At 53.5% G+C, this 15,681-nt stretch carries 15 protein-coding genes and 1 pseudogene; 9 read left to right on the top strand and 7 right to left on the bottom strand.

Features of this window, described 5'->3' with window-relative positions:
• Window positions 1-61: 61 nt before the first annotated feature.
• The 3 genes from BOC67_RS15895 to BOC67_RS15885 form a co-directional block, all read right to left on the bottom strand.
• Entirely contained in the window at window positions 62-193 is a 132-nt protein-coding gene (locus BOC67_RS15895) for an alanyl-tRNA synthetase (RefSeq protein ID WP_291911591.1), read from the bottom strand.
• A 64-nt stretch (window positions 194-257) separates the two neighbouring features.
• A complete protein-coding gene (locus BOC67_RS15890; protein ID WP_291911590.1) occupies window positions 258-632 on the bottom strand; it encodes a VOC family protein in 375 nt (124 codons plus the stop codon).
• 72 nt (window positions 633-704) lie between these two features.
• The gene (locus tag BOC67_RS15885; RefSeq protein ID WP_291911589.1) at window positions 705-1,499 is read right to left on the bottom strand and encodes an AraC family transcriptional regulator; all 795 of its coding nucleotides are present in this window, start codon (window positions 1,497-1,499) and stop codon (window positions 705-707) included.
• A 63-nt stretch (window positions 1,500-1,562) separates the two neighbouring features.
• Between BOC67_RS15885 and BOC67_RS15880 the strand changes: the two genes are divergently transcribed.
• The 4 genes from BOC67_RS15880 (at window position 1,563) to BOC67_RS15865 (ending at window position 6,658) form a co-directional block, all read left to right on the top strand.
• On the top strand, window positions 1,563-4,121 hold the full coding sequence (locus tag BOC67_RS15880) for a M1 family aminopeptidase (protein WP_291911588.1): 2,559 nt from the start codon (window positions 1,563-1,565) through the stop codon (window positions 4,119-4,121).
• A gap of 48 nt (window positions 4,122-4,169) precedes the next feature.
• A complete protein-coding gene (locus tag BOC67_RS15875) occupies window positions 4,170-4,937 on the top strand; it encodes a class I SAM-dependent methyltransferase (protein WP_291911587.1) in 768 nt (255 codons plus the stop codon).
• 102 nt (window positions 4,938-5,039) lie between these two features.
• The gene (locus tag BOC67_RS15870) at window positions 5,040-5,903 is read left to right on the top strand and encodes an AraC family transcriptional regulator (protein ID WP_291911586.1); all 864 of its coding nucleotides are present in this window, start codon (window positions 5,040-5,042) and stop codon (window positions 5,901-5,903) included.
• Between the two features lie 59 nt (window positions 5,904-5,962).
• Window positions 5,963-6,658 (top strand): SIP domain-containing protein, encoded by a 696-nt coding sequence (locus BOC67_RS15865; protein WP_291911585.1) that lies wholly within the window; start codon window positions 5,963-5,965, stop codon window positions 6,656-6,658.
• A gap of 15 nt (window positions 6,659-6,673) precedes the next feature.
• Here BOC67_RS15865 and BOC67_RS15860 read toward each other — a convergent pair whose 3' ends face one another.
• Both BOC67_RS15860 and BOC67_RS15855 read right to left on the bottom strand, forming a co-directional pair.
• Window positions 6,674-7,198: a GNAT family N-acetyltransferase gene (locus BOC67_RS15860; protein ID WP_291911584.1), complete on the bottom strand. Its 525-nt coding sequence runs from the start codon at window positions 7,196-7,198 to the stop codon at window positions 6,674-6,676.
• Window positions 7,199-7,207: 9 nt separating this feature from the next.
• Window positions 7,208-7,792, bottom strand: coding sequence for a histidine phosphatase family protein (locus BOC67_RS15855; protein WP_291911583.1), 585 nt, complete (start codon window positions 7,790-7,792; stop codon window positions 7,208-7,210).
• A gap of 98 nt (window positions 7,793-7,890) precedes the next feature.
• On the opposite strand from BOC67_RS15855, the gene BOC67_RS15850 reads away from it, so the two are divergent.
• Window positions 7,891-8,964 (top strand): class I fructose-bisphosphate aldolase, encoded by a 1,074-nt coding sequence (locus BOC67_RS15850; protein ID WP_291911582.1) that lies wholly within the window; start codon window positions 7,891-7,893, stop codon window positions 8,962-8,964.
• 361 nt (window positions 8,965-9,325) lie between these two features.
• Here the strand turns inward: BOC67_RS15850 and BOC67_RS15845 are convergent, their stop codons facing one another.
• Window positions 9,326-10,576: a glutamate-5-semialdehyde dehydrogenase gene (locus BOC67_RS15845; protein WP_291911581.1), complete on the bottom strand. Its 1,251-nt coding sequence runs from the start codon at window positions 10,574-10,576 to the stop codon at window positions 9,326-9,328.
• Window positions 10,577-10,589: 13 nt separating this feature from the next.
• Complete coding sequence (gene proB, locus BOC67_RS15840; protein WP_291911580.1) at window positions 10,590-11,624, bottom strand: glutamate 5-kinase; 1,035 nt, start codon at window positions 11,622-11,624, stop codon at window positions 10,590-10,592.
• 80 nt (window positions 11,625-11,704) lie between these two features.
• Between proB and BOC67_RS15835 the strand changes: the two genes are divergently transcribed.
• The 4 genes and pseudogenes from BOC67_RS15835 (at window position 11,705) to BOC67_RS15820 (ending at window position 15,540) form a co-directional block, all read left to right on the top strand.
• Window positions 11,705-12,388 carry a response regulator transcription factor gene (locus BOC67_RS15835; RefSeq protein WP_291911579.1) on the top strand — a complete coding sequence of 228 codons (684 nt, stop codon included), beginning with the start codon at window positions 11,705-11,707 and terminating at the stop codon, window positions 12,386-12,388.
• Window position 12,389: 1 nt separating this feature from the next.
• On the top strand, window positions 12,390-13,766 hold the full coding sequence (locus tag BOC67_RS15830; RefSeq protein WP_291911578.1) for an ATP-binding protein: 1,377 nt from the start codon (window positions 12,390-12,392) through the stop codon (window positions 13,764-13,766).
• Window positions 13,767-14,113: 347 nt separating this feature from the next.
• On the top strand, window positions 14,114-14,383 hold the full coding sequence (locus tag BOC67_RS15825; RefSeq protein ID WP_073078726.1) for a helix-turn-helix domain-containing protein: 270 nt from the start codon (window positions 14,114-14,116) through the stop codon (window positions 14,381-14,383).
• A gap of 408 nt (window positions 14,384-14,791) precedes the next feature.
• Window positions 14,792-15,540 (top strand): annotated as a pseudogene (locus BOC67_RS15820) (SDR family oxidoreductase).
• Window positions 15,541-15,681: the final 141 nt, after the last annotated feature.

Raw genomic sequence — 15,681 nt, 5'->3', positions numbered from 1 at the left:
TCCCCCCTAAAAAAACAAAGGCCGGCAGTATAAAAATGCCGGCCTTTGTGCGATATCGTTTTTATTTGGCTACCCAGTAAATCAGGTACAGCCAGAAAAGCCCTTTCAGCAAAAAGAACATGAACCCCCAAAAGCCGAGGCGTTTGAGCCATTTCATGATTTTTTCTTTCCTGGTGGTAGTTGCGGGTTCCATGGCGTAAATCAGGATGTGTTGTGTACCTGTAAATTTACTAATGTTTTCAGATACAACCAGCCACTTATTTCACGGAAGTAATCCACCAGATGTTGTCGTTCGTGTCCTGTACGCCGCCACTGCGGCCATACGGCTGGTCCGCCACTTCCATGACCGTGGTAGCGCCATGCTCCAGCGCCTTTTTAAACGTGGCATCCGCATCCGGCACATAAATGAAAAGCCCTGCCGGCTGTGACCCGTAATCCGCCGTGGTATTGCTAAACATGATGGTGGAATCGCCCACCTGCACTTCCGCATGGCGGATCGTGTTACCATCCGGCTGCATGGACTTATGCGTGACCGTAGCCCCGAAAACCGCCTGCGTAAAGGAGAGAAATGCACTGGCATCCTTCAAAATCAGGTAAGGCATAATGGTTTGATGTCCTGTAGGAATGTTCATAGCTAAATATTTTGATGATTTGTTCCACAAAACTAGGGCCACTACGTGGGGCGGAATTGTAAAAAACCGACATTATTCCATCCAGTCGGTTGCGCCCGATTTGCCGGAAAAGTATATACGTGGGTGTTGCCCGGAGAAGCGGCTGAAATCGTGTATAAAATGCGCCTGGTCGTAATAGCCGCATTCCAGCGCCAGTTGGGTGAGCGAGATGTTTTTGTCGCCATAACGTTTCATGGCGCCATGAAAGCGGGCGATGCGGGAGAACAGCTTAGGCGTAAAGCCCGTATAGTGGCGGAACTGCCGCTGGAATTGCCGTTCCGATAAATAGTGCGTGGCCGCCAGCTCCGCAATGCTATGCTGCCCGTGGGACTGGATGATACCTGCAATGGCTTTAAATACGGGCGGTTCCGGCTTCTCGGTAATGGCCAGCCGGCGCAGGAGAAATTGCTCGATGAGCCGTATCCGTTCCCCGTTGCCGGGAGCGGTAAAGATGCGCTCTTCCAGCATCTGCGCTTCAGATTTAAGGAGGGAAGAGAGGTCCGGCATCTGGTTGGTGACTTCCTCCGCGGGCAGGCCGAAGACGAGCGGAATGGCCTGGGGGTAGAGGTACACGCCAATCATGCCGAAGCCGGTGTTGATCCGGTGGCGGCTCACCTGCGCGCTTTGACCGTGAATGCCGGCGATAAAGCCCGGGGTTGTACTGCCGTTGGCGGAGAGTTCATCAAACCTGCCGTTGTAATGAAATAACAATTCCGGACACATGTCCGCCAGGGAGTGGTGCGTGTAGCCCTCCCCGCTTTCCAGTATCCAGTAAAACCGGACGATATGCCGCAGGCGCGGGTCCGGGAAAACAGTCTCGTATTTCATACTTTAAAGTTAGGGAAATGATGGCTGTAAAATCCTATATTTACAACCTTCGGCCAACCAATTATGATGAAAAATTTATTGACTTCTGTCTTGCTGCTGGCGGTGGCGCCGCTGGCATATGCCCAACAACAGCCGGCTGCCGTGCCCGTCACCGCAGGCGTATCCCGCGAGCTGGCAACGGCGCGTTTCCACAACATCGCAGATGTGCATTATGCATTGACGTTCCAGTTCCCTGCCAATAAAACGGCGGGTATTCCGGCAAAGGAGCGCATTACCTGCTCCCTAAACAATGCGCAGCAACCCCTGCAGCTCGACTTTAAACAGCCTGCTGCCAATATCTCGTTGCTGGTGGTGAACGGAAAGCCCGTGAGCCCTGTGGTGGAAGAAGAACATTTGGTCATACCGGCAGCAGCGCTGCGGCCGGGGAAAAATGAAATCGAAATTACCTTCCTGGCGGGCGATGGCTCGCTGAACCGCAATAATGAATTTTTATACGCTTTATTTGTGCCGGACCGGGCCAGGGTAGTGTTTCCCTGCTTTGACCAGCCGGATATGAAAGCCACGTACGACCTTACTGTGGCGGCGCCCAATGGGTGGACGGTGCTGGCTAACGGCGCCTTGAAAGACAGTGTGGCAAATGCCGACGGTACCACTACCTGGCATTTTGCGACTACGGAAAAACTGCCTACTTATTTGTTTTCCTTTGTGGCAGGCGTTTTCAAGGCCGCCGTACAAGACATCAAAGGCCAGCCGGTAACCCTGCTGTACCGGGAGAAGGACCCCGGCAGCAATATCGACAGCGTTTTCCGCCTGCACCGCGAGGCGGTGAGCTTCCTGGAAAAATGGACGGGCATCCCGTATCCATTTCAGAAAATGGGCTATGCCGCTATCCCGGACTTCCAGTTCGGCGGGATGGAGCACCCGGGCGTAGTGCATTACAAAGCCGCTTCCTTCTTTTTGCAGAGTCCAACTACGGACCAGCTGCTATCCCGCACCCAGCTGATTTCCCACGAAACGGCGCATATGTGGTTCGGGGACCTCGTTACCATGAAATGGTTCAACGATGTGTGGATGAAAGAAGTATTCGCCAACTTCATGGCGGATAAGGTGGCGGAAAACATCCTCGGGTCCGAACAGTTTAACCTGCGCTTCCTGCAGGATCACTATCCGCGCGCGTATAATGTGGACCGTACCCGCGGGGCCAATCCCATCCGGCAGCAGCTGGATAACCTGAAGGAAGCGGGCACGATGTACGGCGATATCATTTATCACAAGGCGCCGATCATGATGCGGCAGATAGAGTTGCTCATGGGCAAGGATAATTTCCGGCAAGGCGTGCGGGAGTACCTGAAAAAATACGCTTATGGCAATGCCTCCTGGGATGACCTGATCGCCATCCTCGCCAAATACACGAAAAAGAACCTTTACAAGTGGAATGCCGTATGGGTTAACCAGCCGCATCGCCCGGTATTCGATTATAACATTGCTTATGCCGGCAACCGCGTAAAGGAGCTGGAAATCACGCAGCGGCCGGAGTTTGGCGGCACGGACATCTGGCCGCAGCTGTTTGACATTACTTTCGTATATCCGGAGTCGGTAAAAACGATCCAGGTAGATATGAATGCCGCGCGGCTCACCGTCAAAGGCGCTGCCGGCCTGCCACGGCCGCAGTACATCCTGTTCAACGCCAGTGGCCTGGGTTATGGCCTGTTCCCTTCCGATACGGCGGTAAATCAGCGCCTGTTCACCGCCGGTACGGCGCTGAACAGGGCGAGCGCTTACCTGGCGGCTTATGAGAATATGCTGGCAGGCCGCTATTACAAGCCACAGGAGCTGCTGCAGCTTTTTGCTGCCGGGCTGGCCGTGGAAAAAGAAGAAACGAGCATCAAACAACTCACCAACTATATCAGCACCCTGTACTGGGAGTTTACCAAGCCGGAGGATCGTGTACGCGTGGCCGTTACACTGGAAAAGCAATTGTGGGAGGCCTTGCAGCAACAGCAGGCCGGCAATAACCGCAAGCTGATCTTCAAGGCATTGCAGGACGTTTATACCACCGCCGCTACCGGGGAGCGGATGTACAAGGTATGGGCCGCGCAGGAAGCGCCGGAAGGAGTGAAGCTGGCGGAAGAAGATTATATTTCGCTGGCGCTGACGCTCACGCTGAAAAATGATACAGCCGTTAGCGTTATACCGCAGCAGATAGCGCGGCTGAAGGACGAGGATAAGAAGGACCGGCTGCGTTTCCTGATACCGGCTTTATCCGCCAGCGTGGCGGAGCGGGACCAGTTCTTCGCCTCCCTGAAGGAGCGCAGGGGCCGCAGCAAGGAGGCCTGGGTGGTGGCTGCGCTGTACTACCTGCATCATCCGCTGCGGCAGGCTACTTCCGCGAAGTACCTGCCGGAGAGCCTGGAATGGCTGGAAGATATCCAGCGTACGGGGGATATCTTTTTCCCGGCCAACTGGCTCAATGCTACTTTCGGCAACTACCAGGACGAGCAGGCCTGGCGCGTGGTGCAGCAGTTTTTAGACAGCCATCCGGATTACAATCCCAAGCTGAAAAGTAAAATACTGCAGGCTACGGATAACCTTTCCCGTGCCCGGCAGCTGTTGCGCCCGTGATTTGGGGAGCGGTTTGAAAATTACAGGCAAAATTTGTAGTATTGATCCATGATGTCCCCCAAGATTACTTATGAATACGAGCGCATAACTGATATTAAGCGCCTGAACTTTATTACAGACAGCCTGCAATCCGCTATACCTGCCAACGCGAAAATCCTCGATGTAGGCTGCGGCAATGGGGTTATTACCCGCCATCTGGGCCAGTTTGGCTACGAAGTGCTGGGGATCGACGTGAGCGAAAAGACCATTGCCGTGGCTAAAAGCAAAAACACCCTGCCCAATGTACAGTTTGCCGTAATCAGCGCGGAAGAGCTGATTGCCAGCGGCCAGCAATACGACGCTGTGATTTGCAGCGAGGTGCTGGAACATCTTCATGAGCCGGGTGTGCTGTTGAAGACGATCTATCAGTCACTGAAAGACGATGGCACCCTGATTGTAACCGTGCCCAATGGGAATGGCCCCCGGGAGGTGCTGGTGACCAAGCCGATGCTGCGCCTGCGCCGGCGCCCGCGCCTGCAGGCCGCGGTGAATACCTTCAAACGCATGCTGGGTTACAAAGGTACTACGGTACAGTCCCAGGCGGATAACCTGGACCATGTGCAGTTCTTCACCACGCGCGACCTCCGCGCACTGGCAGCCGCCAATAACTTTGAGATCATTCAATTCTCCAAAACGAATTTCGTGGAGGATGTATTCCCGTTTTCACTCCTTACCAAAAAGATAAAACCGCTGCAATCTTTCGATTGCCAGGTGGCGGAGCTATTGCCGCTGGGCTGCACCGGCGGGTTTAATACCATCTGGAAAAAATCAAAATAATTTCCGGCGGAGAGGCTTGCTGTAGCTGCCTTTGAACGAAGCGCACCCGTTGTAATCCGGACATTTGCTTCCGGGGAAAACAATTGCGCTTATTTTTGTTGCATGAGAAAGGCGCCTATTCCCCATTATAAACTTCCGGACCATGTAAAGGCAGGGGTGGAGATCCATGCCCACCAGGATATGATGATGGAAGTGCATGCGAACCACCACGACCTTTTTGCTCCTCACCGCGACGATCACTACCTGTTGATCATCACGTTTGACGGGAGTTTCAGGGGGGCGATTGATTTCAAAGCGGCGGAAGTAGCGGGGAATTTTATCATCATGATCCTGCCAGGGCAGGTGCATCAATTGATTGAAGTGAATAACGCCCGCGCCTATACGGTGAGCTTTGACGCCTCGCTGATGCCGGCCGCGCTGAAGCCTTACCTGGATCAATGGTTTGCCGCCAATATGAGTTTGCGGCCTTCCGCGGGCCTGCAGGAGCAGCTGGATGAAATACTGGAGATCATGCTGCGGTTGAAAGACGAGCAGCATAATGGCTTCAAGGCATTGTCCCTCCACGGTTTGCTACAGGCTATGCTGGCCCTCATCGCGGAAAGCCTCGACGATGCCGGCGCGGATTTCCAGCACACTACCCGCGCAGCCGTCATCAACCGGGAGTTTCAGCAGCTGCTGCAAGCGCATTTTAAAGAGTGGAAGAGCCCGGGGGATTACGCGGCCGCGTTGCATATTACCCCAACCCATCTGAACGATACCATTAAGGATATTACCGGCCTGCCGGTATCCCAGCATATACAGCAGCTGGTAGTGCTGGAAGCCAAGCGCTTGCTGTATCATACGGGTATGACGGTGACGGAGATTGCCTATGAACTGGGCTATGAGGATGTAGGTTATTTCACCCGGTTGTTTAAAAAAGTAACGGGCCATACCGCCCTGATGTTCCGGAAGCAATTCCGTGAATAGTCCAATCACTCCCCCCGTTAGTACGATTTTTCCCCATCGTTTTGTGATTGCTTTGTAGTATGGAAACAATCACAAGAAAAAAGGACATTTCCTTTATCGAAAATATCTTCATTAAATCCGCCACCATACTGGCAGTGCGCTGTTGGGATACGGGCGATTACTATGAGCTGGATTTACACCTGCCGCAGGCGCGGCCTGAAAACTGGACGGCTGCGCAGCGCATTGCTACGCGTATCAGCAACTTTCACTATTGCGACTATACGCCGGCCCGCTGGGATGCGGACACCAAAACCTGCACACTGTTTATAGACGGGAGCCACCCCGGCCGCGGAAGCCAGTGGCTGCGGACGTTGGAAGCCGGTAGTCCGCTGCATTATGTATCCATTGATTCCGTGCGGCATGCGCCAGTGGAGGGAACGGTGCCGGTGTTTATCGGGGACCATACCGCCATCGGGCATTTCAGCGCATTGCAGCAGCTGGCCGGCAGGGAGGCTGTCACCACGGGATTCCTGCAGGTGAACCAAGCCGCCCATAAAGCGATGGTAGCGGAGAACTGCCCCTGGCTGAACCTGCATGTCGTTAGCCGGCAGGAGGACTACTACCACCAGCTGGATGCCTACCTGGGCGATCTGCCGCAGGATACGAAGTATATGTTTTTTTTGGCGGGCAATTCCAGGCTGGTGGGTAATACCCGTAAGTTCCTCCGGCAGCTGGGAATTGACAATGCGAGTATTAAAGCGCAGGGTTTCTGGTAAACGAGCGCGCGCGATTTATTTCCGGGTGAGGTGAAACATGAGTAACTGGTCTTCCTTTTCCGCAGGAATTTCGGTAAATCCCTGTTTTTGCAGCGATTTTATGGAACGGAGGTTGGCTTCGACCACCATGGCTTTGACCAATGCTGCGTGCATGCGGTCGAATGCGAAAGTAAGCACTGCTGTTATCGCTTCCTGCATATAGCCCTTTCCCTGGAAGGCGGGGAGGAGCTCATAGCCTATCTCCACGCTCCCGTCCTGGGGCTGGTAGTTCCAGAGGCATATCGTGCCAATCAGTTGGGAAGAAGGGAGGGCAGTGATGACCCAGTAGAGCCCTTCGGCATTGGCGAAGCGGTTGTTGGTGCTGGTGATAAACTGCCGGGCAGTTTCCAGGTCGATAGCCGGCGGCCTTCCCAGGAACGTATTTACGTCCGGGTTAGAGCGCAGGTCCCTGATGGCCGTATCATCCGCAGGCAGGAGCTCTCTGAGCAGCAGCCGGCTGGTGGTGATGGTGGGGAATGGATAAAAGTCGGTATGGAGCATAAAAAAAGATTATTCTTCCAGGTGTTGCACGCAATTGTAAAGATGGCAACTCCAGGTATTATCTGCATGCAGTATTTCCGTGATGGAAGTATTTTTTAACATCGGCTGATGCGGCGCATCCGGCACGAGTTCCCGGATAATTTTCCGGATAAATCCGCCGTGGCTGACGATGAGGATTTTTTTACCGCTGTGTTTGGCCACCAGTTCCGTGAGGAATTCCTTTCCACGCGCAATGACTTCTTCCTGCGTTTCGATGCCGAGGTCCAGCAGTTTCCAGTCGCTGCCCCATTTCTGCACGCGTTCCTCTTCGGTGGTGCCTTCTGTGAGGCCGCCTCCCGCTTCGCGGATGCGGTCGTCTTCCAGGAGGGTGTGCGGATGCTGAATTGCGTCGGCAATGATCTGCGCGGTTTCTTTGGCGCGTTGCAGCCGGCTGCTGTACACGATATCCCAGTCCTCGCCCATGAGGCGTTTGCCGAGCTTGCGGGCCTGTTCCCTGCCTTCTTCGTCCAAAGGAATGTCTGAACTGCCTTGTAATCGTCCTGCTTTATTCCAGGCTGTGCTTCCGTGTCTGATAATTGCTATGCGGGTGGTCATATCGTTGTTTGGGATATGTGTTCGTGCGCAAAGATAAAAAATGATTCGGGTAGGTTCGAATGCAATTGGTTAAATTTAGATAGCCAAAAAAGTATGTTATGTTATCCTTAGAGCGCATCAGTGAATTACTGGGGAATGATAGCGAGTTATTACTGCAGCATTCCTGCAAAACGATCCATAAGTCGAGCCTGCATTTGCCAAGCCCTGAAACGGTGAATGAAATTTACGGTTACAGCAGCAGGAACCCGCAGGTATTGCGGAGTTTAGGGCAGTTGTTTGGTACAGGGCGGCTTGCCAACACCGGGTATATGTCTATCCTGCCGGTGGACCAGGGCGTGGAGCATAGCGCGGGCGCTTCGTTTGCGAAGAACCCGGCTTACTTCGATCCTGAAAACATCGTGAAGCTGGCGCTGGAAGGGGGCTGCAACGCAGTGGCCTCTACCTTTGGGGTGCTGGCGGCCGTGTCCCGCAAATATGCCCATAAGATCCCGTTTATCGTGAAGATTAATCATAACCAGCTGCTGACTTACCCGAACCGCTTTGACGAGGTGTTGTACGGCACGGTGGAAGAGGCCTGGAACCTGGGCGCGGTGGCGGTGGGCGCTACTATTTATTTTGGATCCGACAATGCGGACCGGCAGCTGGTGGAAATAGCGCAGGCCTTTGAACATGCGCATGAGCTGGGGATGGCCACTATTTTGTGGTGCTACCTTCGCAACGATGCGTTTAAGAAGGATGTGGACTATCACCTGGCTGCGGACCTTACGGGGCAAGCCAACCACCTGGGGGTAACCATCCAGGCGGATATCATCAAGCAGAAGCTGCCGGAGGTGAACGGAGGGTATAAAGCGCTGAATACCGGCACTTCCAGCTACGGCAAACTGGATAACCGCATTTATACGGAGCTGACTTCCGATAACCCGATTGATCTATGCCGGTACCAGGTAGCGAATTGTTATATGGGCCGGATGGGGCTTATTAATTCCGGCGGCGCGTCAGCAGGGGAGGGAGATCTGGCGGATGCCGTGCGTTCTGCGGTGATTAATAAGCGCGCGGGCGGCGCCGGGCTGATCTCCGGACGGAAGGCATTCCAGCGGCCAATGGAAGAGGGAGCGGCATTGCTGCAAGCAATACAGGATGTGTATTTGAATAGTGAGGTAACGATAGCATAGGCGGATTGTTTCTCGGATTTTTTCTCGCAAAGGGGCATAAGAGGGCAAAGATCGCAAAGGGGGTTTAAGAGGGCAAAGATCGCAGAGGGCCTTCGGCCTGAGCGGATTTTTTCTCGCAAAGTGGCATAAGAGGGCAAAGATCGCAGAGGGCCTTCGGCCTGAGCGGATATTATTACCGCATAGGGGTATAAGGGGGCAAAGCCCTCAGAGGGTCTTTGTTATAATACCTGGTCCTTTGCGTTCTTTGCTCTCTTTGCCTCTTTGCGAGAAACTCTGCCTCTTTGCGAGAAAAAAGTCCGCTCAGGCCGAAGGCCCTCTGCGAGCCCTGCCCCTTATGCATCTTTGCGAGAAAAAAACCGCCCTATTCCCTCACCTGGCCGCTGCCATACACGAACCATTTTTCGGTTACGAGTTTTTCCAGTGCGAATGGCCCTCTGGCATGCAGTTTCTGGGTGGAGATGCCGATTTCAGCCCCGAGCCCGAATACGCCGCCATCCGTGAAACGCGTAGAGGCGTTGACGTAAACGGCCGCTGCATCTACGGTGTTCATGAACCGTTCGCTGACGATCGGGTCGCGGGATACGATGGCTTCCGAGTGTTTGGAAGAATATTTTTGAATGTGTTCCAGCGCTGCATCCGGCCCTGGCACTACTTTTACGGAGCATTTCAGGTCCAGGAACTCGCGGCCGAAATCTTCCGGGGCGGCCTGGTGCAAATGAGGATAACCCGCTTGTTGCAGGAGCTGGAAGGCTAACGGTTCCGCATATACGTCCACTTTATAGGCTGCCAGTTTGGGCGCGAGGAGTTGCAGGAATTCCGGCGCTACGGCTTCGTCTACCAATACGGTATCCAGCGCGTTGCATACGGAAGGCCTGGATACTTTCGCGTTGGTAACGATGTTGGCGGCCTGTTCCAGGTCGGCGGACTTTTCCACGTAGGTATGACATACGCCGGCGCCGGTTTCGATGACAGGCACTTTGGAGTTGGCTCTTACGAAGTCGATGAGTTGCTGGGAACCCCGTGGAATGATGATGTCAATATACTGCACGGCGGTAAGCATATCCGCTACCAGCGCGCGGTCCGGGGGCATGAGCGTAACGGCGTTTTTATCCGTGTGGTATTTTTCCAGCAGGGATTGTATGATGCTGACGAGGATGGTATTGGTATGCAGCGCGTCCGTACCGCCGCGGAGTACGCATACGTTGCCGGAGCGGATGCAAAGCGCGGCCACGTCTACCGTAACGTTGGGGCGCGATTCATAGATAACGCCCACTACGCCGAGGGGAACTGTCTTCTTCTGTACGAGCAAACCATTGTCCAGGTGCCTTTCCAGTACCAGCACGTTTGCCGGGTCCGGCAGGCGGGCAATGTCTTTCAGACTTGCGGCCAGTCCGCGGATACGCGCGCCGTTGAGCAGGAGCCTGTCTTTCTTCGGATCTGCGTCCGGCATTTTATCCAGGTCCAGCTGGTTGGCAGCCATGATTTCGGTGGTCTTTTGCTGTAATACTTCAGCCAGTTCATTGAGCAGCTCCTGGCGCTGGGCGTCGTTGAGCTGTCGGAGCGAAGGGGCAGCCTGCTGCGCCTGTTCCAGTAACGTTACTATGCTTTGCATGATCGGGGGTCATTTACAGCAGCACAATGTCATCAGCATGCGCTACTTCTGTATTTTGTTGGCGGCCGCTTTTTTCCAGCACGTCGGAAGAGAGTTTGGCCCTTCCTACGGCTACGGCTATATTATTTTCGTTAACGATTTCGATTACCTCACCTTCTTCAAATTTCTCCAGCACTTCTTTAATACCTACGGCGAGCAGGGAGTGCCTGCTGGCGAGCGCCTGTTCTGCGCCGGCATCCACGAGGATACGGCCGGTTACGAGGCTGCCGCTGGCGAGCCATTTGCGGCGGGCCGGCATGCTGCAGGGCTGCGGCAGGCAGAGGGTGCCCGTGTTGCCGCTGATGGCGTTCAGGATACCGTCCGTAGTACGGATGCCGAATATGACCACCTGTATGCCCATGCGGGTGGCGAGGCGGGCGAAGGTGAGTTTGGATACCATGCCGCCGAGGCCCAGGGCGGATTTTTCCTTGTCCGCGAGGCCTAACGCCTGCTGGTCGATCACATCCAGTTTCGGTACCACGTTGCCGTCCCGGTCAAGCACCCCGGCTACGGAGGTGCTGAACAGCAGCTGGGTGGCGCCGAAGCCCACGGCGATGAGGGTGGCCAGTTCGTCGTTATCGGAAAATTTCAGTTCCGTATTGCTGACCACATCATTTTCGTTGGCGATGGGAATGATATTATTTTCCCAGAGTTCTTCGTATGTTCGTTTGAGCTGCAGGAACTGCTCCCTGTTGGAGAAGTGATGGCGCTCGCAAAGGCTTTGCGCTACTGCGATATCGTACGGGGCGAAGTACTTGCTGTATTTGCTCAGCAACAGGGGGTTGCCGATAGCTGCGGCAGCTTTGCGCTCGCTGATGCTGCCGGAATAATTTTTAAGGAATTGCCTGCCTGCGGCCACTGCGCCGGAGGATACCAGCACGATATGATAGGATGCGTGCAATTCCGCTACCTGACGGGCAATGCCGGCAATCACCGTTTCGTCCAGGTCCCCGTTTTCGCGGGTGATGGACGCGGTTCCAAATTTTATGACAAGTATTGGTTTGCTCACAATTTTTAAGAATTTGCCAACAAAATATTGAAATACTACGAACTTTAATAACGTTAGCGCATAATTACAGACATTTGGATATGATCAGGATATTAGTCATAGAAGATGAAGAAAGGGTGGGAACGCTGATCCGGCGTGGATTAGAGGAGAGCGGCTACGAGGTAACGCTGGCCCGGGACGGCAATGCCGGCCTTAAACTGGCCCTGACGGGGGAGTTTGAGCTGGTGATCACGGATATTATCCTGCCAGGGGTGGATGGATTATCGCTCAGCCGCACTATCCGCGAGGCTTTGCCGGACATCCCCGTGCTGATGCTCACCGCGCTGGACACCACGGATGATAAGGTGGAGGGCTTCGAAGCCGGCGCGGACGACTACCTGGTCAAACCGTTCGACCTGCGGGAGCTGCAGGTCCGTATTAAAGCCCTGTTGAAGCGCTACAGCGGCCGGCGGCAGCAGCCTACGACGGTATTGCAATACGCCGGGCTGCAAATGGACCTCCGCGCCAAAACGGTGGTGCGGGACGGGGTGGAGATCAGCCTGACCCCCAAGGAATTCCGTCTGCTGGAATACCTGCTGCAACGCCCGGAAGTGGTGGTATCCCGCACGGAGCTGGCGGAGAACGTGTGGGATACGCATTATGACACCGGCACCAACTTCATTGACGTGTACATTAACTATTTAAGAAAGAAGATAGATAAAGACTTTTCCGTCAAATTAATCCATACCCGCACGGGTATGGGCTTCATTTTAAAAGCTGGATAAAATGAAAATCCGAACGCGGCTGACTTTATTAATTTCCGGTATCACTGCGGCAATATTGCTGCTGCTGGTGGTGGTGATCTATATTTCCTATGCCCGTGACCGTGAGGAGGACTATTACAAGAACCTCCACCGCCAGGCCATTACCAAGGCCAATTTGCTGCTGGATGCGCACATTGATCCGCAGGTATTGCAACTGATTTACCGCAACAGCAGCGGGAACCTGGCGCAGGAGGAAATCGCCATTTACGACACCACGTTTCAGCTGTTGTACCACGATGCTGCCGATATCGACAAAGTGAAGGAAACGCCGGCCATGTTGGAAAACATCCTGGAAAGCGGGGAGATCTTCTTTACCCAGGGGCATTTGCAGGTGGTAGGCTTTTCGTATAGCCACCAGGGGCATACCTACCTGATTACCGCCGTAGCGGAGGATGAATACGGGTATGCGCGGCTCCGTTACCTGGCCTGGATACTGGGTTTTTCCTGGGTGGGGGCGGTGATCTGCATTATTATAGCGGCGTACTTCTTTGCCAGGCTGGCGCTGAAGCCGGTTTCCCGGATGGTGGACCGCGTAGAGGAGATAACCGCTACCAACCTGGATAAGCGGGTGCCGGAAGGCAACGGGAAGGATGAAATGGCGGAACTGGCCGTGACGTTCAATGCCATGCTGGACAGGCTGGAGCAGTCGTTCGAAGCGCAGAAGCAGTTCGTATCCAACATTTCCCACGAGTTACGTACCCCGCTCACGGCCATGATGGCGGAGCTGGAAATTTCCGCCTCGCGGGAAAGGCCTGCGGAGGAGTATTTACAGAGCATGCAGCATGCGATTGCGGATGCCCGGCAGCTGGTGCGGCTTTCCAACAGTTTGCTCGACCTGGCCAAGGCGAGTTATGACCCGGCGGAGATCCGCTTCAAGCCCCTCCGGTTGGACGAGGTGCTGATGGAGGGCAGGGAAGAGGTGTTGAAGGCGTTTCCCTTTTACCGGATCAATGTAAATTTTGAAGAAGGGGAGGATGCACCGGATTATTTATCTATTGAAGGCAATGAATATTTGCTGAAGGTGGCATTTGTGAACCTGATGGAAAACGGGTGCAAGTTTTCGGATAATCATGAGATGCAGGTGGTGGTGACCTGGTTCAAGGGGCATACTATTCTGCGGTTCAGCGATCATGGAGTGGGGATTGTGAAGAAGGACCTGCCTAATATATTTACGCCGTTTTACAGGGGGGCGAACGGGCAGTACGCGGATGGTACGGGTATTGGGTTGCCGCTGGCTTCGCGGATCATTAAGCTGCATAAGGGGCGGATCAGCGTGGTGTCCAAAGAGGGTCAGGGGACGACGTTTACAGTGGAGTTTGCGTATGGGAAGGGAGAGTGAGGAGGAGGGCAATGGGCTGTTAGCCGGGGTTTCAGGTGGGCAAACCCGCGAAGGTAGTGCCGGCAGCGTTTTACAGGAGCCGTTTTCCCCATCGCGGGGCGGCGCCTATGGCATATTCCGGGCGCATGGTGGAGCCCGGCCGTAGCAGCTGCCCGCGCGGCGCTACATCTCTCCCCCAAAAAATAACCGAACTGACTGTAACGGTGGCCTGTCCCCCGGAAACGTTTCATGTATCATCCGGTTTCCTCCGGTATTTTCCGGGAAATCTTAATTTTGTTTTGAAATCGCCGCAAAAAAAAATTCATCGAAAAATTTCGATATTTCAAAAATAGTATTACATTTGCATCATGGATTTGGGATTAATTGAAAAAGCAGCCAATGCCATAGCGGACAAACACCGGTTATCCATTCTGATGGAGATCGCGAAAAAGGGAAGTATGGCTTGTGGCGATATGTGTGGTCTGACTTGTTTATCTCAGCCTACTGTTTCGCACCACGTAAAGATTTTGGTGGACAGTGGAGTTCTTAATTCAACAAAGACGGGTCGTGTGCTGGAGCTCACCATCAATAAAGAGATGATGAAACAGCTGTCGATGTTCTTTCTTAAATTGAGCTGATGGCTTTCCCTGGTGAAAGCGCCCAGCTTTTTTTATCCGTTGAAACATCGATTTTTTTAAATGTTTAGATATGGGAGATGCGAATCTCTTTTTTTAAGTGTTTAAACATTGAAACTTTTAAATAAATCAAAGGAATCATCAGCGATCTGTTTTCAAAAACGGGCATTGAAAGCAGATTTTGGTTAATGGTAAGTACAAACGGAGGCGCTTTCCCCGCTACGGGTGCGGGGAGAGCGGAACCTTCCACCAAAACGGAATTCCCTCAGCGGAAACACCGGAGGCAGGCAAAAGACACAACAGAAGAAAACAGGAACCAAACTTTTGCCCCGGTGGATCACTGAGTTCATCATAACAGATTGTATAGCTAAAAAGGGATTTCTATCTGTTCACACAGGTAATTTCAAAAGAATGGCAAAGAAACAACAGCAAACGATCGTCATCACTGGCGGCAACAGCGGAATAGGTTATGCTACGGCAGAAGAATTTTTAGGCAGAGGTTACCGCGTGCTGATCACAGGTAGAAACCCTGCGGCCATACAACAAGCCGTTTACGACCTGGGCTTTCCGACCGAGGGCTTTAAGGCGGATGTGCAATCACTGGAAGACACCATTAAGCTGGCGGAGTATGTACGTTCCCGTTACGGTAAGATAGACGTGCTCTTTATCAACGCCGGTATCGGGAAGTTTGGACCATTCGAAGCTACGACAGAAGAACTATTTGACGAACTGATGGACACGAATTTCAAGGGAGCGTTTTTCACGGTGCAGCAACTGTTGCCGCTGATGAAGGACGGCGCCAGCATCCTCTTCCTGTCTTCCAGTAACGCCAACGGCGGCATGCCGGGCGCGGCTGTTCACTCAGCAGCAAGGCGGCGCTCAATTCCCTGGCCAGGACCTTGTCCAGAGAACTGGCTCCGCGCAACATCCGGGTCAATACCATTGTTCCCGGCCCCGTAAACACACCCATTTTACAAAAAGCAGGACTGGGCGAAGATACCCTCCGCCATATGGCCAGCCGCGTACCACTGGGCAGAGTGGCAGAACCGGCCGAAATAGCCAGCATGGCAGGTTTCCTCGCATCCCCGGAAGCGTCGTTTGTACATGGGGCTGAAATCAGTATTGACGGCGGTTTCAGCGTTCATCCATTAGCAGGTTAATTACCAATTTGCCATAGTTGTAATTGTATTTCTCCAACCAGATCGACTTCATCCATAACCCCGAATAAACCACTTCATCCATTGTCGGGCCTCAAGGCCCACCCAACATGTATATTTTTTTGGCCTATTATATTGAAATAT

The sequence above is a fragment of the Chitinophaga sp. CB10 genome (assembly GCA_001870995.2).
In the GTDB taxonomy this organism is placed as follows: Bacteria; Bacteroidota; Bacteroidia; order Chitinophagales; family Chitinophagaceae; genus Chitinophaga.
Note: the sequence above shows the minus strand (reverse complement) of the source record. Positions and strands in the feature narration are given on the sequence as shown.

Bases quoted from the DNA above. Each gene is read 5' to 3' on its own strand.
- BOC67_RS15895 (WP_291911591.1), bottom strand. From the start codon at position 193: ATGGAACCCGCAACTACCACCAGGAAAGAAAAAATCATGAAATGGCTC.
- BOC67_RS15890 (WP_291911590.1), bottom strand. From the start codon at position 632: ATGAACATTCCTACAGGACATCAAACCATTATGCCTTACCTGATTTTG.
- BOC67_RS15885 (WP_291911589.1), bottom strand. From the start codon at position 1,499: ATGAAATACGAGACTGTTTTCCCGGACCCGCGCCTGCGGCATATCGTC.
- BOC67_RS15880 (WP_291911588.1), top strand. From the start codon at position 1,563: ATGATGAAAAATTTATTGACTTCTGTCTTGCTGCTGGCGGTGGCGCCG.
- BOC67_RS15875 (WP_291911587.1), top strand. From the start codon at position 4,170: ATGATGTCCCCCAAGATTACTTATGAATACGAGCGCATAACTGATATT.
- BOC67_RS15870 (WP_291911586.1), top strand. From the start codon at position 5,040: ATGAGAAAGGCGCCTATTCCCCATTATAAACTTCCGGACCATGTAAAG.
- BOC67_RS15865 (WP_291911585.1), top strand. From the start codon at position 5,963: ATGGAAACAATCACAAGAAAAAAGGACATTTCCTTTATCGAAAATATC.
- BOC67_RS15860 (WP_291911584.1), bottom strand. From the start codon at position 7,198: ATGCTCCATACCGACTTTTATCCATTCCCCACCATCACCACCAGCCGG.
- BOC67_RS15855 (WP_291911583.1), bottom strand. From the start codon at position 7,792: ATGACCACCCGCATAGCAATTATCAGACACGGAAGCACAGCCTGGAAT.
- BOC67_RS15850 (WP_291911582.1), top strand. From the start codon at position 7,891: ATGTTATCCTTAGAGCGCATCAGTGAATTACTGGGGAATGATAGCGAG.
- BOC67_RS15845 (WP_291911581.1), bottom strand. From the start codon at position 10,576: ATGCAAAGCATAGTAACGTTACTGGAACAGGCGCAGCAGGCTGCCCCT.
- BOC67_RS15835 (WP_291911579.1), top strand. From the start codon at position 11,705: ATGATCAGGATATTAGTCATAGAAGATGAAGAAAGGGTGGGAACGCTG.
- BOC67_RS15830 (WP_291911578.1), top strand. From the start codon at position 12,390: ATGAAAATCCGAACGCGGCTGACTTTATTAATTTCCGGTATCACTGCG.
- BOC67_RS15825 (WP_073078726.1), top strand. From the start codon at position 14,114: ATGGATTTGGGATTAATTGAAAAAGCAGCCAATGCCATAGCGGACAAA.